Below are 24,510 nucleotides of genomic sequence, written 5' to 3'. Positions count from 1 at the left end.
CACAGGCCACGCGATATAGCGGTGATAGCAAAATGGAGCGCCGTTTTATTGGACTATTCACCACCCAAGCCCAGCCTTTTTGCCATTAGGCCTAAAGGCTATCCCTTATCGTCACGAAGGATAGATAGGCGTGAAAAGGAAAAAGAACCATGGCGTTTTGTTAGGGTATCAATATCCACAAAAGTTAGTGAACTGGCGAGAAAAGATTACCCAACGTATTCCCATTGAACCCGAGCAAGACCCTCTTGAACCCTTTATGGAAGTTACGGAAGACGTGTTGGCCGTGCGTGATGCTCTGCATAATTTGCGCTTGCCCTATTTATTGCCGCTAGTACTTGGCCTGTGGTTTATAGTTTTTATTTGTGTAGGTGAGTTGGGTTTCAACCCAGCATCTATTAATACCGGTAAGAAGAGGCTTGCTGAATACCAAATCATGGAGGAGAGGGGGGATTACTTTGATGACTTTGACAAAGAAGAGTACGCGTTCTTCGGGGTTATGTTCGATAATGATGGTGATTACTCGCTTTGGGGGTATATTCAAGCTGTTTTAGCCCACGGACGAGAAAACGAGAAGGACACTCTCATAACAGACCTCGCTCTTTCTGGAGTCTCACTCAGTTTGGCCATATTGTTCAGTTTTGTTCTGTTTAAAATGCCAAGGCCGGCTGATATCTATTTCGACCGAAAACGAGGGATTGTTTACACGTGGACGTCTGGTCGTATTGGCGCTTGTCGGTTTGAGAACTTGGGCTTTTTAGAACACCGAACAGGGCTGCACTTGTACCTATATTGGGAAAAGGGAGGCGGCCAAGTTGGCTATTGCACAGAGGCGACCGTTATCCAACCTACGGGTAAGATCACGTTAAATAGAGAAAAAGATAACGACTATTTCCTTGCGCAAATATTCAATTATATGGACAAAGGCCGAAGTGCAATCCTCACAGAGGCGGAATTTTTTAGAGAACGCCCCATGACCTATTTTCGTTTGGACAAACGCCCAGAGCGGTTCGAAGAGCGATTAGAGAAAATCCTCGAGTTGGAGGACGAACTTCCCCTGATGTACGGCAGAATACAAATGCCCAATTGATAGGCGGACAGGTAGCTACAGGTTGAATTGTCGTCAGTTTTTAACCGTCAATGCCAGTGATATCAAGCCGGTTATTCGACATTTTAGACATTGATATGCACCAGTATTACCAAGCAAACTCAAATGAAATGGAAATAGGGAAAAGGTTAGAGTGACGATTGGCTCACTGTTCGCAGGTTATCAACCAGTTCAACCATTCAGCGTGTTTTATAATGTTAAAGATATTAATTCTCATTGGTGAATTTGTTAGGATAGGCCACTTCTAACCCACTATGATTGAGAACCACGATGACGACAGGTAAGTCCACGGAACGACCTTCTAATGCGTTTAGTCGGATCAGTAAAGTACTGTCGTTTATTCATCAGCGCATCAATGAGCCGTTATCCCTAGATGATATTGCCCGTCAAAGCTGTTGGTCACGCTGGCAACTGCAACGAGTATTCCAGACAGAAACAGGTATAGCGGTAGCGACTTATGTCCGAGAACTCAAGCTCAGTCAGGCAGCAGAAAGGTTGATTGACACGTCAGATAGGGTGATTGACATCGCTCTAGAGCTCGGCTTTAGTTCAGAAATTAGCTTCAGTCGTTCGTTCAAGCAAGTGTTTGGCCTTAGCCCTCGAGCGTATCGCAAACAAGGGCTCCGAACCGGTTTGCGCAAGCCCATTGAGGTTTCTCGACGTGCAACACAAGAGGCCAGCCCGCTTTTTGTTGAAGTCAGAGTGGAGTCCAAAAATGCATTTCTCCTCAAAGGACTCCATGAAGACATTAATGGGTTGTTCTCCCTTAACCCTGACTTTCAACAAAAAGTCCCGGCGTTGTGGCATCGACTAGAGCAAACCCTGCCAAGTGAAGCTGACCGTTCTCTTGCCTTGACCGGTGTGATTGATATTACCCAAAGCCAGTTCGACGGCAGTAACATTCAATATTGGGCAGGAGTGGAATTAACCGATGATTGGTGGCTACCCCAATTACCCTCTGTGTTCTCTCCAAAACTGAGCACCTTGGGGGTACCCGCGCAAACGTACGCCGTGGTAAAACATCGTGGGCCAGTGGTGTATTTGCCCAAAACACTAGAGTGGTTCTTGCTCAATTGGTTACCTCACTCTGGTTATCGGGGTATTGATGGTTACGAACTTGAATGCTATCCCGCCAATTACCATCAACAAGATCCCCATGCTGTCATGGAATATTGGATCCCAGTTGAACGGCTATCACCGTAATCCTTAGTAATGGTTTTATAAATTAATTTGGTAAAGATGCACCAAATTGTTAACTTTCCTGTTTCTCAGGCTTGTAGAATGCAAATGAGATTTATTCTTAATAAGAAAAGCATTGTTACTTGAGGGACACATGACAACTCCAACAAATTTTAAGCGCTCAACACTTGCTGTAGCGCTGCTTAGCGCCTTTTCAGCCTCCGTTATGGCTGCGGATGAAGTCAGTCAAGATACAACGGAACTAGAAACCATCACTGTGATGGGTAAAGCCTACCGTAATACGGCGACCAAAACATCGTTAGAACCGGAAGAAACACCTCAAAGCATCGCTATTGTTGAAGCAGAGCAGCTTGAACAGCGTGGTGTGACTTCCATCAATCAAGCACTGCGATACGTTCCTGGTGTTGCAACTGAGAACCGAGGTAGCTCGGTGACCATGTTTGATGATTTCACCCTCCGTGGTTTCCAGACAAAAAACCTCAATTACTATGACGGCTTGTCATTGCTTTACCTAACGGGTTGGAACTTACAGCCTCAAGTAGATCCAATTGCTCTTCAGCAAGTGGAGGTATTTAAAGGCCCAACGTCGGTACTCTACGGTGCGATGCCTCCTGGCGGTATGGTCAACTTGATAGCCAAAACACCCCAACAGGAAGCTTCAACCACAGTGGATGTTGCTACCGGTTCAAGAAATCTGATGCGAGCATCGATAGATACGACAGGTCAAATTGGTGACAGTGATTTCTCCTATCGCTTAATTGCACTGGCACGTAAACAAGACAGCCAAGTGGATAATGCCGAAGAAGAGCGTTACGTGTTGGCTCCAAGCTTGGATTGGCAGGCAACAGACAAAACCTTGATCAACGTTAATGTTTATTATCAGAACGATCCTTCAATGGGAATTAACTCTTCTATGCCGCTTGAGGTATTGGAAAAGAGTGCTCCGTCGGTGTCGATGGGGGATGTGAGCTGGAGTCAGTTTGAGCGTGAAGTCTTAATGGTGGGTTACAAGATCAACCACGAATTCAATTCAAACTGGACGTTCCTACAAAATGCTCGCTTCACCGATGCCAGTTTGTATCAAGAGAACACCTACCATACAGCGGGCCTAAACGCTGATGGAACCCTGACACGAACGCCTTATTCGACAGATGAAGAGCTCAAAGGATTTGTGATGGATAATCAAGTGTCTGGCACGGTCGATATAGCGGGTATTGAAAACAACCTGCTATTTGGTATCGACTACCAGTCTATGGATGGCAACACGGTGTATTCTGATTACAGTGTTGCCGCGACCAGTGGATTTGGAAAGTTTGATCCGCTCAACCCAAACAACAATCTATTGGATCGCGATGATCTAACCAAATCGAGAGAAGCTCGTGATGACAGTAACGCTAAGCAACTCGGCATTTACTTCCAAGATCAGGTTCGTCTTGATCAACTGGTATTGATTGGTGGTGGTCGCTTCGATCAGTACGAGTCAGAAAGCGTCTACTACTCGACAAAATCTGATCATGATCATTTCACGTATCGCGTCGGCGCACTGTATGAGCTAGACAATGGCCTGTCACCGTTTGCAAGCTATGCGACCAGTTTTGAACCTGCGCCAGGTGTGGATAAAAATAACCAAGCTTTTGATCCTGAAACGGGCGAGCAAGCGGAAATTGGTGTGAAATACATGTCATCGGATATGTCTAAAACAGCAACGGCATCGTTCTTCCATATCACCAAGAAGAACATGTTAATGACGGATCCAAGCAACGTATATGGTCCTCGTATTCAAGTGGGAGAGGCGGTGTCTCAGGGGATAGAGTTGCAAGGTCGTTGGTATGCATCCGAGAGTCTGGATATTGCGGCATCCTATACCTATCTTGATATGGAAATTACTCAAGATTCGGGTAATGACCTAGAGGGTACTACGCCAATTTATGTCCCCGAGCACAGTGCCAATCTCTGGGCAAACTACAAGGTGTCTACTGGCCTACTGACGGGGACTCGTATCAGTGGTGGTGCACGTTATGTGGGTGAAATGGAAATGAATGCGACCAACACTCAGGGCAAAGTGCCATCGTACACCGCGGTAGATATGTCTATTGGGTATGATTTAGGTCAGGCAAGTGAATCTCTTACTGGAGCTACGGCGAACGTAATTGTGAACAACGTCTTTGATAAAGAATACTACGCCTGCTACGACAAATATAACTGCTGGTTTGGTGCAGAGCAGTCTATTGAAGTCAACGTTAAATACGAGTTTTGATCGCTGTTTATCAAGAAAAAAGCCAGTCAGCTTAACTGACTGGCATTAGTCAGATTGCCTCACCTGTTAAAGCAAATTATCATCACCTGAACCTATCCCGTTCGCCACGTGACACGACACTACGAACATAGACCGCTAACGTATGACGAGCTTTTCAATGAAAGATGCCACTATTACTCCACAGATACAGCAGGCACCGGAAGCGGTGAAAACTGTTCTGAAACAGTTTAACAGCTACGACGAACCATGCTTGGTGTTACTGTATTGCGATGCCGAACAAGAGGTGGTGAATGCCGCCTTTAAACAAGTGCTTGAACAAAACCGTTGTGAAGCCTCCAACTGGATTAGTCTTGAGAAGCATCTTCGCTTTTGTCACCTGTTCTGCAATTACCAAAACGCTAATTTTTTTGCTTTTGATTTGACAGATATCCTGAGTCAGCAAGGTTATCAAGCCAAAGTATCGCTGTTTCGACATCATTGCCTCTGTCAGCCCGAAGATACCTACCGATGGAACGTTACCCAATTGCGGGACCTGTTGGAAACAGACGATCTCGTTGCGATTAATGATTTTTGCGATACTCGCCATTGGCAAGGTATCAGTCAGTACATCGACGCAGACCGAGAAGCCCGCCTTATCGCAGAAGAAGGGGAAGGTGAGGCTGAAGTTCTCTCTCCTGATCCTCACGGTGAGGAAATCCCGGCGCCTTTGCAGCAGATATCGCCTTTCATCCTTCACCTCCCTCAGGGAGAAGCGCTGTGGCACTACGTGCTAACCGGAGAGTTTGATGCTCCGATGCCATTAGAAGAATGCCTGCTTGATCTAGATTCGGTCTTAGTGGTCTTACACGCCAAAAAACATAGTCCTAGCTTTTACCGCCACCTACTTCGCACTTGTGATTATGATAGTGTGCCACCACAGCATGAGATCTTAGCGTGTTTGAGTGATGCATTAAGACCGCTGTACCAAGTGTTGTTAGCCGAACTGCATGATCAGCATCATCAAGACTGCTTTTTACGTGTATTGGATATTTTCTTCCACCTATTCGACCAGCAAGACTTGCCAAATGTCTGGCGTGAGATCCTGACGAAAGACGAAGAGACGGCGTGTCTCAGTGCTTTAGAATTTGAGCGTAGATACACCCAACCAAGTGAGGCTCTAGATAATGCGATCTGCCCGAGGGCCAAAAGGAACATTGATCACATCATTGATTCACTGGATCATTTCTATACGTGTGATCACGACGAATATCAAGAGATAGAGCGCGTATTTGGCTCAAATCGTCATGCATTTGACCACCAGCAGTGGCAGCGCGACGAGGAAGAACAGCAAACAAGATGTCGTTTAATCGGCGCGATTTTACTTAATTTGAATCACGATGTAGAGCTGTTTGATGGTGATACCGATGCGCTACTTAAATGGGTCAGTGATGGCCTGCATCAGGATGTTTATAGTGAGATTAAGCGTCATTGTGGTCGCCAACCGGAGCATTTGCAAGCGTGGCTAATCAACGAAAGCAATAATGGGTTTACTGCGCTTGTTGAGGAGCTGAGCTCAATACTTAAGCACGAGATGGATAGAGACGCTCAATCTGAACTCGGCGTTATCCAGCCGAAATATGATCTTTTCTCGTCAATCGGTCCATTCCGCCTAATGCTAGCGACCTGTTACTGGCTCTATAAGGCCAATCAGGATTCGTTTGCCAAACGCGTCATTCTACTGAGTATGGAGTTAGCGCCACAGGCGACTATCGAGAGTATGTCTCGCCTTTATCGATCCGGTTTCCAAGGGTTTGCCTTACCCGAACTACGGTGTACTTTTTTTACGACTTTACATGAGATGGGGGTACCTGATGCTGACCTTAGTGCGTTTCACATCAGTATCGCCGTCCAATATGATGAAAGCGAGTTGGAGGCCTTGGTCCACCGCTATGTGGAATGCGACCACAGTGAGCGAAACAGATGGAACTTGGCGATCAATAAGCTTGGCTCTTATGAGCGTGATTACTTTTACCTTAACGTCCATCGCTTACACTCGGAGATCAGCACGCCATTACGTGATTTTCGCCCAACAGTTGTCCGTGAGCTCATGTCTGTTGTGGTCAAAGACGGGCATGATGTTGATGTCCACACCCTTGCTGATGCCGCGCTTCGCTTCTTAGATGGTGAGTTGAGCTTTCGTTGCTACCAGCGCCTCACTCACGAGTACGTGGATGTTGAACAGTTTGATCTTCCACCGTACTGCTACAGAAAAAACGCGCCTAAGATTTTGCCGCAGATCCTTGTAGACCCCGACCTCACCAGCCAGCTACGTTGGATACAATTGTTCTGCTGTCAGTCCACGGCCCTAAAATTCATTGGGTTGACCTTTTTCCGTCGTCACTCAACACACAACAACCCGTTGCAAACCCAACTGCTAGAACAGGTGTTCTTTGAGCAGCTTTTGCATGAAGATGCCTTATCATTTTCCGATCGCCAAACGATCGAACTTGACGATTTGACGCCAGAATGGCTCGAATATTGGCATCAATATCAGCGACAAATGGCCCGCAAAATCAAACGCCTATAACCCGTACAGGAGGAAATGACCATGATAGATATGCAGGGCATTTTGAGTGAGTATCTGCCACTTCAACTGATCCATGTTGGTGATGTGTATGCCGACAAAGACGGTGACCCCGATGCGTGGTTAAATGAGTATGACTTCAGCTGGCAGCCGATTAGCGACAACCGCTCACATCCACATCTCTTTCTTGGTGAAGAAGTGGTGTGTTTTGAGCCTGAAAGTGACCAAGATAAAGCTGAAAATCTAAACCGACGCACAGGTGGTCAGCCCCTTCGGATGCCCAAAATTTCAACTTGTTCTGGCCGATACACGTTATTGTTGGACAATGAACTCGCCGCCGAGCTCGAGTTTTCTGACAAACTAGGCATTACGTTTTCAGCAGCCGAGGTGCGTGATGCAGCGGGCCACTTGCACACTGATTTCACGGCGCTGTCATTCCATAAGGTATTGTTTCACCATCGTTTTGAAACTCGTTTTCGCCACATACCAAGCGCACAGCGCTTATTGGTGTGTATTGAGCTCAATCAGTCGTCATCGACGTTTTTGATCCACCAATCCTTACTTGAACGTTGGCAACAAAAAGGCGTTGAAGAAGTGAACTATGATATAGCTCCTGAACATCAAAGCCTGAAAAAGCTGATGGAGAAAGACCATTATTGGGGCTATTGCACGCGCTGGTTTACCAACCTAGACGATTTCCAACAAAATCGTCATGGACATATTGATGATCAGGTTTAGGAAAAGCGTGCGTATGGTGAAGTGAACGTCAAATACGAGTATCAATCGCCGTTCATAAATGATCAAAGCAGCGCGAGCGCTGCTTTTTATGTTAATCGTTGCTGTCTAACAGCAACAAAGGAGGCAAGTGTTACTTTCTATTTTGTTTTGGCCCCTAATTCTCATTTGTTATAGGTGGATAATAGGGTCCGGATTTCCATCTGGGTCACCGTTGGAATAGCCATTGATGCTAGGAGGACCAATCAAAAGTACACCGCAGGCATGAGGTGCAGCCATAGAAGTACCACTGGCCGTCGTGGTGCCTCCACCAGCTCGTAATGACAAGACACCGACACCAGGAGCAGCATAATCGACAGGACTTCCGTAGTTGGAAAATGACGCGAAGTTATCGCTGGAATCAATCGCAGAGATAGTGTAGATATTGCTTCCGTTCGCTCTGGCAGGAGAAACGTTATTCGCGTCTTGAGATTCATTCCCTGCCGCCAGTGAAACTAATACACCTTTGCTGCCTAAAGCGATTACCGCTGCATCCAGCGATGAACTTATTCCTCCACCCAAACTCATGTTCGCGCAGTCTCCAGCGGCAGCATTGGCATACACGTGATCTACACCAGCGATAACACCAGATGTAGTGCCTGAGCCTCGTCTATTGAGTACTTTAACTGGTACTACTGCAGCGCCAGCGGCGACACCAACCACATCTATACTATTGTCAATTGCCGCAATAGTACCTGCAACATGCGTGCCGTGGCCATGTCGGTCGTCAAAGTTGCTGTCTGGGCCACTTGAAAAGGCGGTGAATCCCTTGGTTGTATTAACATTTAAATCCGGATGGTCGAGGTCGATACCTGTATCGATAACCCAAGCGGTCATTTGAGAGGTATCTGGTCTTGTCTCTCCACTGGTTGTAAAGTCTGCCCCAACTCTCGCTATGCCCCAAGGGGTGGATTGAGTGGCTGGTGGCTCGTTTGGTTCTTCATCTTTGTTTTTACCTTTTCCCGGTGGTGGGGCGACCGCAAATACTAAGCTGTCCTGCTCAAAACTGATCACATCTGATTCTGATGAAAAAGCCGACTTAGCTTTGTCACAAGACATATTGACTGCAAACCCTTTTATCGTATGTTTATAAATGTGTTTTGCTTGCGCATTGGCTGCGACCACCATGCCACGCGTCCGTCCTTCAACATCAAACTTGCTGACTGAATCGTCAAATCGAACGATACATGTGTTCTGTGTGTCAAACATCAGCTGGCTCATACCGAACGTAGGCTGCTCTGCGACCGCTGAAAAGGATATTGGGGGGAGAGAAAGTGCGATAAATGTTGCGATTTTTTTCCTAATTACCATGTTAATATCCCCCTGTTCGTATCGACTTGGTGCACGTAAAACCATTATTGATAATAGTATAAATACCGAGCGAGATATGAAGTGGTTGGGTAAAAAATCTATAAATTTATTCTCTGTTTTTGTAGTGTATTGATAACCAAGAAAAAGCCTTTATCAGACAGTTCTGTGATTGATGATATCGATTAGGCTAGGCACATCGTAAGTCATATCCTAGCTACCATTAGCGCTTCGGGTGGGTGATGCAGCGTCGTTGGTATTGCGCTGCTCACCTCACCTTTACAGGGCTATATCGTCTATTACTGAACGATTCGATCTATGGTTACCGTCACTTTAGGCGCAATGAACAACACCATGGTAGGAACTAAAATCATTGTTATTGCAAGAGTTTGCAACCACAAGGGCAATTGAATATCTAAGGTTGAAAGTGTAAATATCACCAGTGTGACAATCGGATAAATACACACCCAAGTTAAAAAGATCCTCAATAACTTTTTCTTCATCGTGGGCCCATTAATTTGTTGATTTCATTGAAATAGCCGGGAAGAATTTCTGATAAGCAGGTCCCCCCTTTTTTGGTTAGTGCTATCTTCTTAGCTCTTTTATCGGTTGGGTCGCTACTTGAAGTGAGTAAGCCATCGTCAATCAACTTTTTTAATGCTCTTGTCAGTACAGGCTTGGACACATCTAAGCGTGATGCTATTTCATGCGCATAGAGGCTCGTTCTGTCGGGTTCGCGATCGATTACAATCAGTATTAAAAACTTCAGTTGCGAAAGATCATGGGTAGAAAAATAAGTTTCTAGATTTCTCACTAGAAGGCTTGCTTGTCGCATGATGCTAAGCGCTTCAGCGATGGAGTTCTTCTCGTTGCTTGTTAAATCACTGGTGTATTTATCAAGCATGGCTTTGGTTGGAAGTTCCTTAAGAAAAAACATACCTTACCTTTAGGCGAGTTTAACAAGTTTAGTGATTTCAGGTGGGGTGGCTAACCAATCACCGTAGGCCTTAAAAACCGCTTTTGTATAGTCCATGTCATGGTGAAGTTGTAACGCACTGTCATCCCTCCACTCCTCATACAAACACAAACTGCCCGCTTGATCCTCATGAAGCGTGAATTCTAAGCAGCCAGGTTCATTTCGAGTCTGCGATATAATGTCTTTAATCGCTTGCTTTGATACCTCAAAGTACTCGGGCTTTGGTGTGATCTTGGCGAAGATAAACGTATGTTCATTCATAAATAATTTCCTCATTAGTTATTTAGTTAGCATGATAACTATATGGTTAATCAGGTCGATTGACAAGGTCTATACAAGAATTAAATAGGATTTATTACGCTTGGCATGTTTAACTCATGGTTGAACATTGCGGCTTTGGGGCGAGTTTCTCCAGTCCACTTTTGAATAACAGTACGGTGGAGCTAGCATAAAAAATGCCCCGTGTGTAAACACGGGGCATGGATTTAAGTGAGGGGGAATAAGCAAATTAAGCGTTGGCTTTTTTCAGGTGCACTTTTTCTTCTTGCTCACCCGCCATTGGGTCGTTGAAGCGCGATTCATCCAGAGCGCCCTCCGACTTAGCGACGATAACCGTTACTGCGCTGTCACCTGTGATGTTCACAGCAGTACGGATCATGTCTAATAGGCGGTCAACACCCATGATCAGAGCGATACCTTCGAGTGGTAGACCAACTTGGTTAAGCACCATCGCGAGCATCACTAGGCCAACACCCGGCACACCTGCTGTACCGATAGAAGCTAGCGTTGCCGTTAAGATCACCATCAGGTAATCACCCATGGTTAGGTCAATGTTGAACGCTTGAGCAATAAAGGCCGTTGCGACACCTTGCATGATGGCCGTACCGTCCATATTCACAGTCGCACCGAGTGGCACGGTGAAGGAAGAAATACGGTTATCAACCCCCATGCGGTTCTTAACCGTTTCCATCGTGACAGGAATTGTCGCGTTAGAAGATGCTGTTGAGAAGGCAAACATGATTGCGTCTTCCATCTTCTTCAAGAAGGTGATTGGGTTAAGACCTGTAAAGCCTTTCAGCATCAGGCTGTAGGTGACCAAACCATGAATCACGAGCGTACCTGCTAGAACCAGGAAGTACTCGGCTAAGTTGAGAATGGCACTCAGACCTAGACCTGTGAACAGCTTCGCCATCAGGAAGAACACACCGTAAGGCGCTAGGTTCATGAGTAGCGCAACCAGCTTCATGATTACGTCGTTAAGATCAGCAAAGATGGCGGCAATACGCTCACCCGGTTTGCCCGCGGCACTGATCGCGATACCAAACAGTACAGCAAATACGATGACCTGTAGGGTTTTTCCTTCCGCCATTGCACTGATCGGGTTGGTTGGGAACATGCCGATAATGACTTGGCCCAGAGATGGTGCTTCTGCGGATTTGAATGAACTCGCTGCGGTTAGATCGGCACCGGCACCAGGCTGAAATAGGTGACCCATAGTCAGTGCTAACGTAATCGCAATAGCGGTCGTAGTAATATAGAAGGCGAGTGTTTTACCACCCATGCGACCTAAGGTTGATAGGTCTTTCAGTGAGCTTGTACCACAAACCAGTGAAACAAACACCAATGGGACAACAAGCATTTTTAAGCTGGCAACGAAAATCTGGCCACCAACTTCAAACAATCCATTGACGATGTATGTGTCGACAAATCCGTTGTCGGCAAAAAGGCTGCGAATCGCAAAACCTGTCAAGATACCCGCAACCATACCAATAATTACTCGGCTGGTTAACGACATTGGTTTCTTGGTATTCATAGTGAACACTCCTTATAGTTATGCACCTTGAGTTCACTTCAAGGCGAGCAGGAGGTTATCAGTCGAATCGAAAAATACGAACGTAAAATGCGTTGTCAGATTTGTAGATGTGATCTTTATCACTAGAGAGCACTGTCTATTAACAGTTTGATAACATTATCGATTAAATGTTTTGTCTGGCTGTTTTCAAATGTCACATCTTAGCCCGTCGGTGTTAAAAAAAACGCCATTCTCATTACATGTGGAATTGGGTGCATATTAAAATCAGATGATTTATTGCGTGCATAGATAATCAATAGTTATGCACTTTTTCGAGCGCGCAATTGATTGCCATTGAGCCCTTTTTATCGAAATGACACACGGTTTCCCTTTGCCATCACTTGTTTCTCGTGTGTTGCGCGTGGATAACCACCGTTATCGTGTTAATTATTCCCTTGTAAATGTTAGTCACTTCATATTCAACGGGTTTCTCACTGCTTTGACCGTGAATTTAGCCAATAACACCAATTTACCTAGGAATGTTCCCCTTAGCATAGAAGCTCGACGTCAGAGACAACATTAAAATAAAGGAATAATTACAATGTCAGAGCTAAGTTACGCCAACAGAGGAGCGGCCAGCAATGGTCTTCCGATGGCACTTAATACTTCCAATTCGTTCCCACATAACTCTGTTGATAGAAATGGAGTAGATTACCCTCTACTCGGTTTATCACCTTCAATACAGAGAATCCAAAGTCAGATTGAATTCGCGGCTAAAACCAACTATCCAGTATTTATTAGTGGAGAGACAGGAACAGAAAAACGTTCTATTGCCTCGCTTATTCATCTCAACCGATTGGAGGGTAAGGGCCGCTTTATTCTTATTCCACCGACCATCCACAATCACTCACAATTTAAAGCGTACCTTGAGAATAGCTTAAATCGAGCCAAGCAAGGCACCCTATATCTCTCTGAAGTCGATGTCCTGCCACAGGAAAAAAAGGATTACCTGACTACCTTATTCAGTCAGGAGGAATTTCAAAGTTGCTTGACTGAGAAAAAAGTCCAGTTGATTGTCTCTTGTACCGAATCGATCAATAGTGCTCAAGGCAACCGACAATTTTTGGCCAAGTTACTGGGGACAGAAGTGCCACATCTAGAGCTTTATATCCCGCCAGTTAGAGAGCGCAAGCAAGACCTTTCCAATCACATCGATCATATACTCCATAAACTTCAATCCTTTACCACAACGCGATTCACTCCTGAAGCGATTCAACTTCTCCACAATTATCATTGGCCAGGTAATGTTGATCAGTTGCAGCGCGTGATCGTGACGTTAGCGTCCTGTTGCGATCACCATATTGACATTGAAGATATTCGCAATCTGGCGCTTTTCCCTGAAAGCGAAACCTTCGACGTGGTGGAAGCGGTACTCAATCAAGAGTTTGGCGGTTTCCGTCATCTTCACCCAGGTTTACTGAAAGCGCTCAACTACATGAGCGAAAACTTCACCGAAGAGCTGACGCTAGCCGATCTTTCCAACGCGGCGTTTACCAGCCAATCTCATCTTTCTTATTTGTTCCGACAACACATTGGCTTTTCATTCAAATCCTTGTTAGTGCAAGTGCGGATTTGCTATGCCAAGCAGCTGATTGATGACACGCCAATGATGAAAGTCACTGAAGTCTGCCTGCAATCTGGGTTCGGCGACCTGAGTCATTTCGAAAAAATGTTCAAGAGAAATGTGGGTTGTACACCGCGCCAATACCGACAGAAAGAGCGAGAAAAAGCCCGCCTCTTTGCGGCGAACTAAGTTGGTGAAAAGGCGGCAATTCTTGATGGATTTGACCAAGTTATCAAGCCGCCTTGTTCTTAATATGGAAAGCATAGAGACGAACATCAAGAGCCTCTGAAATGGAAATCAACATCGAGAAAATGCTGAGTCAATTCACCCCGACAACATCGCGCAATATGTACCTCAACATGGTCGCTGATTCGTTAGGGAAAGCATCACAAAATGCGACTCATGCTCAGCAGCAAATTCAGACCATAGTGGTCACCAATACGGCGTTAGGTTCCGGGTTGATTTATTCCATTGCAGCAAAAGGGTCTTAGTCAGTTTTGAGGTGCAATGCGGCACTTCTTAACCAGCAAAGGAGCATTTGATATGCCAGTAAATGATGCGGTCACCGATTCCGTGACGCAAGTAAACACCGAAGTAGTGGGTGACACCCCCGCTGTTGCGAGTGGAAACCTGTTGCTTTCTACCAGTCAGGCAATGGGCATCTCCGCACTCAACAGTACAGGGGCGAACCAACAAGCGACTTTGGTCCACCAGTCTTCGACAGTGCAGGGAGTGAACTCTTTGCTCGCTACAGGTACCGCGGTTATAGGCCGTAGTGTCGAACTCATCCTAGAACCTAGCGCAAGCTAATTAACTGAAATTAGGAGCAAATTATGCCAGTTAATGAACAAGTAACAGACTCAGTAACACAGGTGAACACGAAAGTTGTTGGTGAAACACCAGCAATGGCAATGGGTAACCTGCTGATGTCTACCAGCCACGCATTGAGTAATGCTGCTCACAACGCGACGGCTGCACAGCAGCAAGCACAAATCACTATGCAGGCTGCCACAGTACAGGGTGTGAACTCTTTGATGGCAATCGGTTCTTCGGTCATTGGCCGTGGTGCTGAAGGCATCATCGAAAAAGGCTAATTACAGCCAGGTTGAAAAACTAATTGTTAACAACAAATAAGGAACGAAACAATGCCAGTTAATGAACAAGTAACAGACTCAGTAACACAGGTGAACACAAAAGTGGTTGGTGAAACTCCAGCAATGGCAATGGGTAACTTGCTAATGTCTACCAGCCAAGCGTTAGGCACGGCAGCTCACAACGCGACAAGCGGCCAGCAGCAAGCTCAAATCACTATGCAGGCCGCAACGGTTCAAGGCGTTAACTCGCTGATGTCTATTGGTTCTTCGGTTGTTGGCCGAAGTGCAGAAGGCATCATTGAAAAAGACTCGTAATGCCATACGCACCTTTGTCAGTCTAATGGCTGGCAAAGGTGTACTTGAAGGAGATGTGAATGAAAACAGTAAACACACCCCCTGAACAGGCAGAGTCAGCATTCCATGCGGCGAATCAATCTGTGGCTCAGTCCACTGCTATGGCTCTTGCGGATGCAACCGACAATCTGCGTAACCTGAACACATTGAGTACCACGGCGATTGGCACAGCGTTAAGCCAACTTCTGGAAACGGGTGATCCTAAGTACATGGCCATCATCGACCAGGCCCAAAAAGTGGTGACGAATGGCGCCGAAAACTTCGGTGTTGTCGGCGATAAAGTAGCGACTGTGCTACACGATCGCTCTCAATAATGATTGCTGTTCTTCTCATTTCCATTTCAGGTTTGTGAGTTCAGCATTCGTTTCAGCGCCTGTTGAAGGCATCTCAAGGAGTGAATATGAAAGAGCAGGATACAAGATTCGAGAACGAGTTCGAACAGGAACTCTCGCAAAATGCGATTGACCAGTTTAATACCTTGCAGGCGTTCTCGTCTCAACCCACCAGCCTACTGGAAACCACATTGGCTGATACGCTGGGCTTATCGATGCATAACGCTGTCAGTACTCAGCAACAGTCTCAAATGACCACCGCAGCTTCGGTGACGAACGCTTGTGCTCGATTACTGCAGACTCAAACACGGCCAACGGTTGAGGCGAAAGTTGAGCCCAAAACGGAGCCAGCGATTTTTGTTGATGCCAGTCATCGGTTAGGCAGAGAGGACGGTGGTAGTGAAGACATTCAGGAAGACGCTGAAGAGAAAAAACGCTCGTTCAGCTTGTTACGTTTTCTGAAGAGAAACAAAGGGGCGAACGATGACCAGCAATGACACCATGAAGTTTGATGTCAATGAGCAGCTCAAGCAGATTGAGTCGTTCACCGAGCGGCAACAACAGGATGTGCAGAAGTTGATTGCAGAATCGCAAAAGCGTTTTGGTTCAGGCCAAGTCAATGACTCCATCGATGAAGTGGAAAGCGCGGTCACGGGTATGTTGGATAACATCGAAGGCCAGCTTGAGCAGGAAATCAGCAAAATTAATCAGCAGTTGCAAGAGCTGCTGCCAAATGAAATTCAATAAGTGAGGTTATCATGCCGAAAAAAGTTAACGAGCAGATCACGGATTCTGTCACGCAAACCAATACTCAAGTGCTGGCGGGATCGCCTGCTAATGCAATGGGTAACCTGTTTACCTCTATGGGGTTAGCGATGTCGAACTTGAACAACAATGCCACTTCAGCACAGCAACAGGCAAACATTGGTATGCAGGCGGCGACGGTGCAAGGTGTCAACGCACTCACGGCGATTGGCACGGCAGTTTTGGGTCGTGCAACGGAAGCGATCGTCGAAAAAGACGAAGAATAAGCCCCCAGCCAATCTGACTTTGTTGCTAAAAGTACCAGTCGACCCAACGGCCAATTCAGTTAATGACATTGGCCTTTTGTTTTAGGAGTGAGCCATGAGTGATAAAAACAGTGCAGAAGACCTCAAACAAGTGTCTGAGATGATCGACCAACTGACAGAATCCGCCATGTCAGACACCATGGGTCTGCATATGCAAAACGCCGTCACTATACAGCAAGGTATGCAGGCGATTAGCAACGCTTCCACTTCGACAGCGTGCGCCTTGATCCTCAAAAAAGGCGGCTAACGGGTAAGCGCCAATGTCGAATGAGAGCACGACTGACAAGGCCAAACAATCGGTCGCTCAATCTACCGCCATTGCAGTGCAAGACGCTGCGGACAACTTGCGCAATCTCAATACCATCAGTACCACCGCTATCGGTGTTGCTCTATCCGAATTACTCGCTACTGGCGACCCCAAATACGTTCAAGTGATCGAACAAGCTCAGAAAATCATGGAAAAAGGCACCGCTAACTTTGCTGAATTAGGTGACAAAGCGGCTAGTGTGGCCAAGAAGTTTGGTTAGCGGGTGCACAAGCAATGAAGAGAAAAATGTGTCATCTGCCCTTTTAGCCTATGTTGTGTCGTCATGGATAGGGTGGAGTGTCAACTCGCTGAATGCAGAACATCAATTAACGCCTAAGCCACAAAGAAACCTAGGTTAAGCTGAGAATGGCATATTAATACCTTGTAGAGTCTGGATTGGCATTCGAAAGGTAGGAAAGTTAATGCGGATTTTAGATATCGTTGTCATTGTCTGGTTAAGCTTTTTAACGCTTTATCAGTTCAATACGTTGTTCCAACTGCTTGTTGATAGTTGGTTATAGAATAAGCCCATAGAGCGCCGTCTCTATGGGCTTTGATCTTATATGGGTTGACCTTATGAGTGATTGTTCAAGTCTTCTACAACACTCTCAGACATTGCTCTGGTGAAAGACTTAGCAGCGTGTTGGCGAAGTGAATTTTTTCATCACGCCACTTCAGCCCAGCTTCAGGACTTTCCTTGGATCTTCTGTCCGCTTCAAAATAACTGTGTCTTGGTAAACCATCGGCAGGTGTCATGACCATAGACTGCTCATTGACTCGCATCGTAAACAAGAATTGGCCGCGTTGACCCGATTGTGCGCCTGGATGGTGCAAGGTGGTATCGCAGCAGTAGCGCTTATCACGTAGTGCTCGGCAGGTGTATTCGAAGGCATCTTGTGTGCCGCGACCGGGGAAGGCGGTATAGATACTGATGCCATCTCGTTGCAAGACTTCACTGCCCGCTCCGAGCTGAACGGCGTATTGAACCAGCCTGAACCCTAATACCAAACCACCGACACTGTTGATACCGCTGTATTGAATCGCTCCAGCTAAATCTAGGCACAGACGGTCATCGTTTTCATACAGGTAAAGCTGTGGTGAAGCCCATTCGCTTTGGGGAATAAGCAGCTCAGTGATGTCAGGTTGATTCATGTTGGCCTCCGCCGTCAGTAGAAAATCATCAAAATAATAATTTATACGAATGAAAATCATTATCAACAATTTAAGGCGAAAAGTTTGCATTGAGTTCAATTTAAATCCGCCGTAATCCGCCATTTTCAGACAGATGGAACGACGGGAGAAACCAAGAATATTCACCATTATTTCGCCTCGGTTTCACATCGGTTTGCCACAGTATTCAGGCCTTCACCCCGTTAGAGTGGAGCGAGCCGTGCGTCTTGCTACCCGCTCAACGTTTGAGCTGTGATGAGCCAACAAACGTCACATACAGGCGCGCTTCCAACCTTCCATTCAGTCAACAGGAATTTAAGATGCCAATTAATGCCATTCAACAAAAAGCACGTGAAATCAAGCGTCGTGTCGATAGTGAAATAACCGAAAAGTTTCTTGAAGTTGTGGCCGTGCCCACGGAAGCTGCGGCTCTGAGGGCAGACACCGAGCTGCGTACAAAAGCCGGGCTTAACACCAATAATATCTATTACCACTATTTAAAAGGAGGGGCTGCATTAACCAAATTGGACACCGGTGGGCACCCCACCAGTGATTGGGATTTTCAGGTGATGCCCGACTTGGCAACCTATACCAAGTGGGCTACGGGCGCCAATCCAAACGCGGAGCTGGATACCGTCCACGATGCCATGGTCGAAGTCCTTGAGGATGCCGCGCGAGCTCTAACCGCAGGTGTCGCGCCAAATACTGTCACTGCCGCGATGAACACCACAATGAACAACTGGTTGAACGGTGAATTGTTGGAGATCATTGAAAATGTCATCCGAGAGGAGACGGAGCTTGTTGGGCCAATAACGGTGGCCTATCGAGATAACCAAAGTCGATGCTACCAGGTCGGCCGAGACATGCGTTACTTACCTGAATGGGATATGCGCAACCATCGTTTGTTCAACAACAACAGCCAGAGAATTGAATTTGGTGTGGGTGATACGGTTTCCCACGCCATGACCAATAACATCAACGGGTATGGCTTTCAGCCGCAGTGTACGCCCACCATTTATGTCAACCATACCATCCCCGGCTTTTTGCTCTACCGCTTGGCGATTGTGTATGACTTCAGGATCACCCATGGTGGTAATACTGAGGATATCCGATTTAAATCTGAAGTTGTCGATTTATCGACACCACGTATGGGTAACCCGGAGTCTTATATTTCAGCTAAGGATGAAGTGACGGTCTTACACGATGACCAGAACGGCGACTTTAAGATCCCAGGTTGGCGCTACATGTTGTTTGAAAACCTGCTGCTGATTGGCGAGATTGAACTAGGGGTCAGTGGTAGCCCACATAAAGAAGCAAAGAGAAAAAAGCGAGCTTCAGCCGCCTTGTTCGCCATTGCCGGTTTGAACAACAACCGAGCCAATCTTAAAGCCCTTGGCAACTCGGCAACCATTAAAGAAATCCCCAACCAGCTAAACGGGACACACCGAAGAGGTATCGTCCCTCAGATAAAATATGATCTGCTGGGTAAAGTGAACCACTTTGCCGCTTCCGTTAATGAACAAGGACCGACAGATGACGTCATTGGCTACATTAACAAAGCCGTAGAGGGCAATTATGATTTAGCGATCACCGGGTCTGGGTTGCAACTGACATCCGCTTGTAATGAAGAGAACGTCAACAAGTTGATGACGAATCTGCCAAACCTTAAAGCCTGTATTCTTAACCCCTTGACTTTCTCTCAAGTCAATACGGCATTATCTATATTGCTCAAGCCAAAATCGAAAAAGGTCAACCCAAACGACAAATTCACAGTGGTTAACGATGCCCTATTGAGTGCCTGGCTGCAACTCGATAGCACAGCATATTTTAAAGATATGGACTTCCCGCTGGGGCTGGTCAAATTGACCGTCAATACCAATGCCTATAACGACATTAAAGGTCGAGCGGTTGACCTGAAAAGTAAAAAGTTTGGCACCACTAATATCCACAATGTCCGCGTGATTGAGACATTAAACTCGAAAGAGATTCTAGTGAGTTTCAATAGCCAGATTCAACAAGGCATGAATCAGCGCGTACTGAATCAAAACAACCGTGCCCATACGACCTATATCTGTTTTACACTGGATGCCAACCTAGATAACAATAATCCTTCGAACGACTATTACGAAGCTGTCGGAGATCGCAATAATGGCCCATGGACCGGACTGGATTCATGTGTGCCATACAAACTGAAGTCTGACAACTGTGAAGATTTATTGGCTATCTATTTGCAAACGATCATGCTGGTTCAAGTGCGCTACCCACTGATGGAGCTCTATCGTCAATTGAAAGATTAAGAGTCATCGATGCCAGAAAACAAAATCCGCCATAACGGCGGATTTTTTAATGGGGTGAAAGCAACATCGCTTAACCGTGTGCAAACAAACATCTGTCATGGTGTCATTCAGTCGATGAAGCGGGATGGTCAAACGAGTGTGATGGCCACAATCTGAGTCGAACTTGAGGGAGGGAGCATAGTAAAACCTGCATAGATTGTGGACGAAAGCTCCGGCTGAGCAAGTCCGCGACGCAACGGGTGGCCTACTTCAGAATGCGGCTAGCAGAAAGCGTGGCTCCCCCTCTTTTTTCATATGGCTGAGCCGTGCGATCTGGGTACTGCCCGTTAAGCTAGTATCAAGGACATACGCACACTGAGTGTTGTTGTCGAGTGGCTCGAAGTGCTTGATGTCTTGGCCACTAAAGCTTCCCCATAACCCGACGAGTAGCATCACTTCATCTTGAGCTAAGGATTGACGTAAGGCGGTGACACGTTGGGCATCGTCGTAGAGTTTGTTACGATCTTTCTTTGAAGCCAACTCGTCCTGATGAAGCACATGAAACTCGAACCAAAGGTTTTTACCCGGTGTCGCGATGCGAAGATCCGCTTTTGACGCGTAGCGCTTGTCGCAAGGCTCGACGGCAGACGATTTGCTGACAAACTTGAGGTACTCGTCACCGTGTTGATAGGGAGAGGCGAAATGGATGTCTTCGATGTTCGAAGACTGAGCCAGTGACAGGCTGAGATCAAGAGTGAGCCAGGAATGAACAAAAGGTTTTGCCTGAGGCATGGCGATGACCTGATTCGCTTTGCTGAAATCGTGCTGACCGGCGAGATGGCTGAGTAGGGATTGCTGAATCATAAGGTTTCTCCGAAAGAGCGATGCGTTCAGAGTACCAATCGAAGTGGGTAAAAACTCGGGATAAGCCAGCATAGAGTAGGGGATGCTGGCGTTAGGATGGGATTATGCGTTCTCTAGCCAACGCTGTGCATCATCCAATTCATGGAGATAGACTCTGCTTTGGATGGCATGGTTAGCAAGGTTGTAGTCGTTCAAGAGTTCTGGACGAAAGGCGGTGCCGAGAGACAGGCATTGAACTTGCTGAGAGGGAGAAAAATAACTGAGTTGCTCAGACAAAATATCTGAAAGTTCAGGCTCTTCAATCCCCCCTTCAATACATGACCACAAGGCTTTGACCACCGGATACATTGGCTTGTTTTTCTGCCTCGTGTCAGTGCTGTTGGCATAGTCTGCCTGCCATTGGAAAGTCGTACCAAACAAGAAGCAGCGAACGGCGTGCATCAGTAGCCAGAAGTGATGTTGAACATTGGTGTCTTGTGTCGTCACAAACGTCAAATATCGATGCAGCGCGGTGACAAATTTGCTGGTAGCCAAGCTATCGGCGTTGGTCATCGCCAGTAAAATGGCACGATTGATCTTGCCCGCGTATTGCTCCTCGGGTGTTGGCTGCTTTGGTGGTCGATTGACCTCTCGGGTTTGATAAGAGTAGTGGTATCGGCCGGAAATCCCTTGCTGTCCGAGTCTGGCACCTCGCTCATTCAGTGCACCACCTTTGAGCCAATCTACATGGCTAAGAGGGTTAATCGGGCGTATCGACATCGGTTTACCAGCTTGTGAGTGTGGTGACCATTCAGGTAGATCGGATGAGCTGCCACAAGTTGGCGGTTCCTCTTGCACTGGGGAGGAAAGAGCCAGATAAGCCAGTTGGTACGCCAGCCGCTGGGCGAGGCCGGGTTCAGCTCCGGCCATTAATGCGGCGCTAAAGGCCGCATAATACATTTGGTCTGATCGCATTAAGAGTCCTCCCGGTTGGGATTATTCAGTGGGTGCGCTGAGGGCTTTAACGTCACTGTTAAACTGCGGCAGCGTTTCGACAAAGCGGTTGATGACCTGTTCTGCGACCGACTCTTTGACCGAAGGCTCACTGATGTAAGTATCCACCTCGGAGCGAATATGCCCGCCGTTTAACGCATCGCGATCCCTCTGATTGACGATGGCATTCACTGCCTGAGCAAAAGCGAACCCATCCGTTTTACTATAAATGCGATGCTGACTGCCTGTGTTGCCAGACTCTGGGTAGCGAGGGGCAGCATAAGACACCATGTAAGGCTGAGTATTTGGGTCGTTACCGATCAATTCTTCACACGAGAAGAGGACGAAATCCGTCGAACGGTAATTGTCCATCACCTGATTGCAAATGGGCAGGTCGGCTTCGATGGCTAAGTTGTAGTCGCAGAAGAAGACATCGACACCTGGGATCAGGCTAGAGATCATAGTATCAAAGGCGTTTTGCACACCTTCAGGCAGTTCATCTTGCTCTGGAACCTGAGTATAGTTCTGTGATTTCACCGAGTAGGAGCTTCGCCAGCGGGCGAGGAGTTGTTTCCCTTTATGCCCGTCTCGATATTTGTAAGCGACCTTGTAGCCGCTATCAAAATAATCTTCAACGTCTGGCTGGTCAGTCAGGAAGGCGAAGGTACGTCCGTCAGAAGCTTCGCAAAGGCGAAATAGTAGTTGTCTCATTGGTTTCTCCTGTTGAGTAGTTACCTCCGCAGAATAGGTTTTTCAGGCCTTGCATACTTGGTGCAATAGTTCACTCTTTTGGGGTTATTGATGATCCGTTGCACGCATGCAGGAGCGCACGCCTGTCAGCCAGCGAAGGTGGGGTTGTCGAGATTGTTTGTCAGGCTTTAAATGGTCGGAGATATCTGGCGTTTTTCTCTTTTTCTCCGCCTCTTGATCGTCGAGGTAGTCTTGTGCTGACGTTGCAGCTCTTTTTTTATGATCTGATGTGCTGCTGGCGACAAACTCGAAGCGATAGGGGTAACCTGACTGGCCCAGATAGCTTGAAGGTTGAGACCAGTCGACCTTGTTGACGCTCGCTGTGTCTTTTGCTTCGCTAGCGGTTGGTGGCGCAGTGCTTGGTTCGAGCCTGCTACGCTCACTACCAGATTTTAGGCACGCGGGCTCGGATGGCTTTTTTAGATCATCGACCGATTTCTCTGCATCGCCGGAATCGTTGGCTGCCTCAGGTTGTTCGTCGGTGCTGGTGGTAAATACACTTTCAGGCATGCTAGTCAGGCAGCGTGCCAGATCCTGCACATAACTTTGATAAGGGTTAAAGCTAGCATCAAATTCCGCCAGTTTGCTTTCAGTGTTTGTCGTGCTTGTGATTTCTGCCGTCTCTTGCATAAGTGGTTCTTTTGCTGAAGATGGATCTTGGTTAGCCTGGGAAACGGGTGGTGTATTTTCCGATTCTTGTGGTGACGAAAAAACGGAGGCTTCCGGTGTCATTGTTTCTACCGGTTGAGTCTTGTTGATTTCGCGATAGCGGGATTTAAGTCGGTAGCCACGAGGAACCCATACGACTCGGCGGCGTCGATATTTACCCATGCTTCCCCCTTATGAGCAAGATTGGCGGGAGGTTCCCGCCAGAAACAGTTACACCAATGTATCCACCAGTGTGCTAAAAGTTTTATTGATGATTTTCTGCACTTCGGATTTTGCACTGATTTGCCACGTCAGCATTTCGGCCTCAGCGATTTGCTTTTCACGCAATATTTCTAGCTCAAATTCTTCGTTGGTTAAGTCACCATTGTTTCTAGCATCTATCAGCTCTTGCAAAGTCGCCTTTTGTTTATCCAGCGTCACGGTCAGTGCACTAGTCAGCAGGTTCTTGATCGGTGAATCTTCAATTTGGTTAGTCACTTGTTCAATGAGGTTATCTAGGCTTGGCGTCATCTTTCTACTCCTTGTGTGAATTACTGTTTGGCAAGCTCGCCACGAATTAATGCATCAATAAGCCGTTCGTATTGGTCTAAGCGACGTTTGATAAGAAAATCGGATAAGGTTTGTTTTTGCTGATGGGCTTTCATGTCCTGCTGCCAGAAATCAGCCAATATTTGCGCTTGATTTAAGGACTCTTGGTTTTGCTCACGCCTTTCTTGTCTGCGCGCCAATCCACGTACGCTCACATCGATGTTGAGGTACTGATCACTGAACTCACGGTAGCGGCGTTCGCTTTCAGGTAACGCTTGCATGCTCAGGTAGAGGTAGTCGATATTACGTTCGATATTTTGTGCCTGCTGAACGGTTTGAGGGTCGTAGGGGGCCACCAAGCGCAATGTACAGCCACTCAGTAATATCAAACAGGCGGCGATCCAGCCGAGGTAATGGGTTTTCATTGTGTGTCCTTAGTTTCCGGGTTTCACGCCATGATGACTTGAAAGCAGGGGTAGTAGCTCAGGCTAATTGGCTGAATAATTGGGTTATTTGGCCGTGATT

Annotated in this window: 29 protein-coding genes; 18 read left to right on the top strand and 11 right to left on the bottom strand. The window is 46.7% G+C overall.

The annotated features are described in order from the left end of the window. Positions 1-130: 130 nt before the first annotated feature. The 5 genes from OH455_RS09225 to OH455_RS09205 all read left to right on the top strand — a co-directional run bounded on the left by OH455_RS09225 (position 131) and on the right by OH455_RS09205 (position 7,863). A complete protein-coding gene (locus OH455_RS09225) occupies positions 131-1,087 on the top strand; it encodes a hypothetical protein (RefSeq protein WP_269981169.1) in 957 nt (318 codons plus the stop codon). 288 nt (positions 1,088-1,375) lie between these two features. After that, positions 1,376-2,308: an AraC family transcriptional regulator gene (locus tag OH455_RS09220; protein WP_269981168.1), complete on the top strand. Its 933-nt coding sequence runs from the start codon at positions 1,376-1,378 to the stop codon at positions 2,306-2,308. Between the two features lie 130 nt (positions 2,309-2,438). After that, positions 2,439-4,562, top strand: a complete 2,124-nt coding sequence (locus OH455_RS09215) for a TonB-dependent siderophore receptor (protein WP_269981167.1) — start codon at positions 2,439-2,441, stop codon at positions 4,560-4,562. A 157-nt stretch (positions 4,563-4,719) separates the two neighbouring features. Beyond that, positions 4,720-7,128 carry a hypothetical protein gene (locus tag OH455_RS09210; RefSeq protein ID WP_269981166.1) on the top strand — a complete coding sequence of 803 codons (2,409 nt, stop codon included), beginning with the start codon at positions 4,720-4,722 and terminating at the stop codon, positions 7,126-7,128. A gap of 21 nt (positions 7,129-7,149) precedes the next feature. Continuing rightward, positions 7,150-7,863, top strand: a complete 714-nt coding sequence (locus OH455_RS09205) for a hypothetical protein (RefSeq protein ID WP_269981165.1) — start codon at positions 7,150-7,152, stop codon at positions 7,861-7,863. A gap of 168 nt (positions 7,864-8,031) precedes the next feature. On the opposite strand, the gene OH455_RS09200 is transcribed toward OH455_RS09205, so the two are convergent. The 4 genes from OH455_RS09200 to OH455_RS09185 all read right to left on the bottom strand — a co-directional run bounded on the left by OH455_RS09200 (position 8,032) and on the right by OH455_RS09185 (position 11,996). Then, on the bottom strand, positions 8,032-9,210 hold the full coding sequence (locus OH455_RS09200) for a S8 family serine peptidase (protein WP_269981164.1): 1,179 nt from the start codon (positions 9,208-9,210) through the stop codon (positions 8,032-8,034). A 496-nt stretch (positions 9,211-9,706) separates the two neighbouring features. Then, positions 9,707-10,144: a MarR family winged helix-turn-helix transcriptional regulator gene (locus OH455_RS09195; RefSeq protein WP_269981163.1), complete on the bottom strand. Its 438-nt coding sequence runs from the start codon at positions 10,142-10,144 to the stop codon at positions 9,707-9,709. Between the two features lie 9 nt (positions 10,145-10,153). Next, entirely contained in the window at positions 10,154-10,444 is a 291-nt protein-coding gene (locus OH455_RS09190; protein WP_269981162.1) for a putative quinol monooxygenase, read from the bottom strand. A gap of 247 nt (positions 10,445-10,691) precedes the next feature. Continuing rightward, positions 10,692-11,996 carry a dicarboxylate/amino acid:cation symporter gene (locus tag OH455_RS09185; RefSeq protein ID WP_269981161.1) on the bottom strand — a complete coding sequence of 435 codons (1,305 nt, stop codon included), beginning with the start codon at positions 11,994-11,996 and terminating at the stop codon, positions 10,692-10,694. 580 nt (positions 11,997-12,576) lie between these two features. Here OH455_RS09185 and OH455_RS09180 point away from each other — a divergent pair. From OH455_RS09180 to OH455_RS09130, 11 genes are all read left to right on the top strand, one after another. Further along, the gene (locus OH455_RS09180) at positions 12,577-13,788 is read left to right on the top strand and encodes an AraC family transcriptional regulator (RefSeq protein WP_269981160.1); all 1,212 of its coding nucleotides are present in this window, start codon (positions 12,577-12,579) and stop codon (positions 13,786-13,788) included. A 101-nt stretch (positions 13,789-13,889) separates the two neighbouring features. Beyond that, on the top strand, positions 13,890-14,090 hold the full coding sequence (locus tag OH455_RS09175; RefSeq protein WP_006960107.1) for a RebB family R body protein: 201 nt from the start codon (positions 13,890-13,892) through the stop codon (positions 14,088-14,090). A 52-nt stretch (positions 14,091-14,142) separates the two neighbouring features. Next, entirely contained in the window at positions 14,143-14,409 is a 267-nt protein-coding gene (locus OH455_RS09170) for a RebB family R body protein (protein ID WP_006960108.1), read from the top strand. Between the two features lie 23 nt (positions 14,410-14,432). Beyond that, on the top strand, positions 14,433-14,693 hold the full coding sequence (locus OH455_RS09165) for a RebB family R body protein (protein WP_006960109.1): 261 nt from the start codon (positions 14,433-14,435) through the stop codon (positions 14,691-14,693). Between the two features lie 51 nt (positions 14,694-14,744). Further along, complete coding sequence (locus tag OH455_RS09160; protein ID WP_006960110.1) at positions 14,745-15,008, top strand: RebB family R body protein; 264 nt, start codon at positions 14,745-14,747, stop codon at positions 15,006-15,008. A gap of 59 nt (positions 15,009-15,067) precedes the next feature. Next, entirely contained in the window at positions 15,068-15,361 is a 294-nt protein-coding gene (locus OH455_RS09155; RefSeq protein ID WP_045974325.1) for a RebB family R body protein, read from the top strand. Positions 15,362-15,447: 86 nt separating this feature from the next. Then, a complete protein-coding gene (locus OH455_RS09150) occupies positions 15,448-15,876 on the top strand; it encodes a RebB family R body protein (protein WP_045974326.1) in 429 nt (142 codons plus the stop codon). Then, a complete protein-coding gene (locus tag OH455_RS09145) occupies positions 15,863-16,126 on the top strand; it encodes a hypothetical protein (RefSeq protein WP_045974327.1) in 264 nt (87 codons plus the stop codon). Before OH455_RS09150 ends, OH455_RS09145 begins: the two co-directional genes overlap by 14 nt. Before the next feature lie 11 nt (positions 16,127-16,137). Continuing rightward, positions 16,138-16,410: a RebB family R body protein gene (locus OH455_RS09140; protein ID WP_019277222.1), complete on the top strand. Its 273-nt coding sequence runs from the start codon at positions 16,138-16,140 to the stop codon at positions 16,408-16,410. 94 nt (positions 16,411-16,504) lie between these two features. Further along, entirely contained in the window at positions 16,505-16,696 is a 192-nt protein-coding gene (locus OH455_RS09135) for a RebB family R body protein (protein ID WP_045974328.1), read from the top strand. Between the two features lie 13 nt (positions 16,697-16,709). Beyond that, positions 16,710-16,976 carry a hypothetical protein gene (locus tag OH455_RS09130; RefSeq protein ID WP_206373842.1) on the top strand — a complete coding sequence of 89 codons (267 nt, stop codon included), beginning with the start codon at positions 16,710-16,712 and terminating at the stop codon, positions 16,974-16,976. A gap of 377 nt (positions 16,977-17,353) precedes the next feature. Here OH455_RS09130 and OH455_RS09125 read toward each other — a convergent pair whose 3' ends face one another. Then, complete coding sequence (locus OH455_RS09125; RefSeq protein ID WP_045974356.1) at positions 17,354-17,908, bottom strand: hypothetical protein; 555 nt, start codon at positions 17,906-17,908, stop codon at positions 17,354-17,356. A gap of 338 nt (positions 17,909-18,246) precedes the next feature. Here OH455_RS09125 and OH455_RS09120 point away from each other — a divergent pair, with 338 nt between their 5' ends. Together OH455_RS09120 and OH455_RS09115 are read left to right on the top strand one after the other, a co-directional pair. Next, positions 18,247-20,223, top strand: coding sequence for a hypothetical protein (locus OH455_RS09120; RefSeq protein WP_269981159.1), 1,977 nt, complete (start codon positions 18,247-18,249; stop codon positions 20,221-20,223). 9 nt (positions 20,224-20,232) lie between these two features. Next, positions 20,233-20,379: a hypothetical protein gene (locus tag OH455_RS09115; RefSeq protein ID WP_269981158.1), complete on the top strand. Its 147-nt coding sequence runs from the start codon at positions 20,233-20,235 to the stop codon at positions 20,377-20,379. A gap of 93 nt (positions 20,380-20,472) precedes the next feature. Here OH455_RS09115 and OH455_RS09110 read toward each other — a convergent pair whose 3' ends face one another. From OH455_RS09110 to OH455_RS09085, 6 genes are all read right to left on the bottom strand, one after another. Next, positions 20,473-21,066: a hypothetical protein gene (locus OH455_RS09110; RefSeq protein WP_269981157.1), complete on the bottom strand. Its 594-nt coding sequence runs from the start codon at positions 21,064-21,066 to the stop codon at positions 20,473-20,475. A 102-nt stretch (positions 21,067-21,168) separates the two neighbouring features. Beyond that, positions 21,169-22,020, bottom strand: coding sequence for a hypothetical protein (locus OH455_RS09105; RefSeq protein ID WP_269981156.1), 852 nt, complete (start codon positions 22,018-22,020; stop codon positions 21,169-21,171). A 21-nt stretch (positions 22,021-22,041) separates the two neighbouring features. Then, positions 22,042-22,749: a hypothetical protein gene (locus OH455_RS09100; RefSeq protein ID WP_045974333.1), complete on the bottom strand. Its 708-nt coding sequence runs from the start codon at positions 22,747-22,749 to the stop codon at positions 22,042-22,044. 84 nt (positions 22,750-22,833) lie between these two features. Beyond that, positions 22,834-23,619 (bottom strand): hypothetical protein, encoded by a 786-nt coding sequence (locus tag OH455_RS09095; protein WP_269981155.1) that lies wholly within the window; start codon positions 23,617-23,619, stop codon positions 22,834-22,836. A gap of 48 nt (positions 23,620-23,667) precedes the next feature. Then, the gene (locus tag OH455_RS09090) at positions 23,668-23,967 is read right to left on the bottom strand and encodes a hypothetical protein (RefSeq protein WP_269981154.1); all 300 of its coding nucleotides are present in this window, start codon (positions 23,965-23,967) and stop codon (positions 23,668-23,670) included. 20 nt (positions 23,968-23,987) lie between these two features. After that, complete coding sequence (locus OH455_RS09085) at positions 23,988-24,410, bottom strand: hypothetical protein (protein ID WP_269981153.1); 423 nt, start codon at positions 24,408-24,410, stop codon at positions 23,988-23,990. Positions 24,411-24,510: the final 100 nt, after the last annotated feature.

It is taken from the genome of Vibrio sp. T11.5, from assembly GCF_027587155.1.
GTDB lineage: Bacteria > Pseudomonadota > Gammaproteobacteria > Enterobacterales > Vibrionaceae > Vibrio > Vibrio neptunius.
This window is presented reverse-complemented; position numbering and strand designations above follow the sequence as displayed.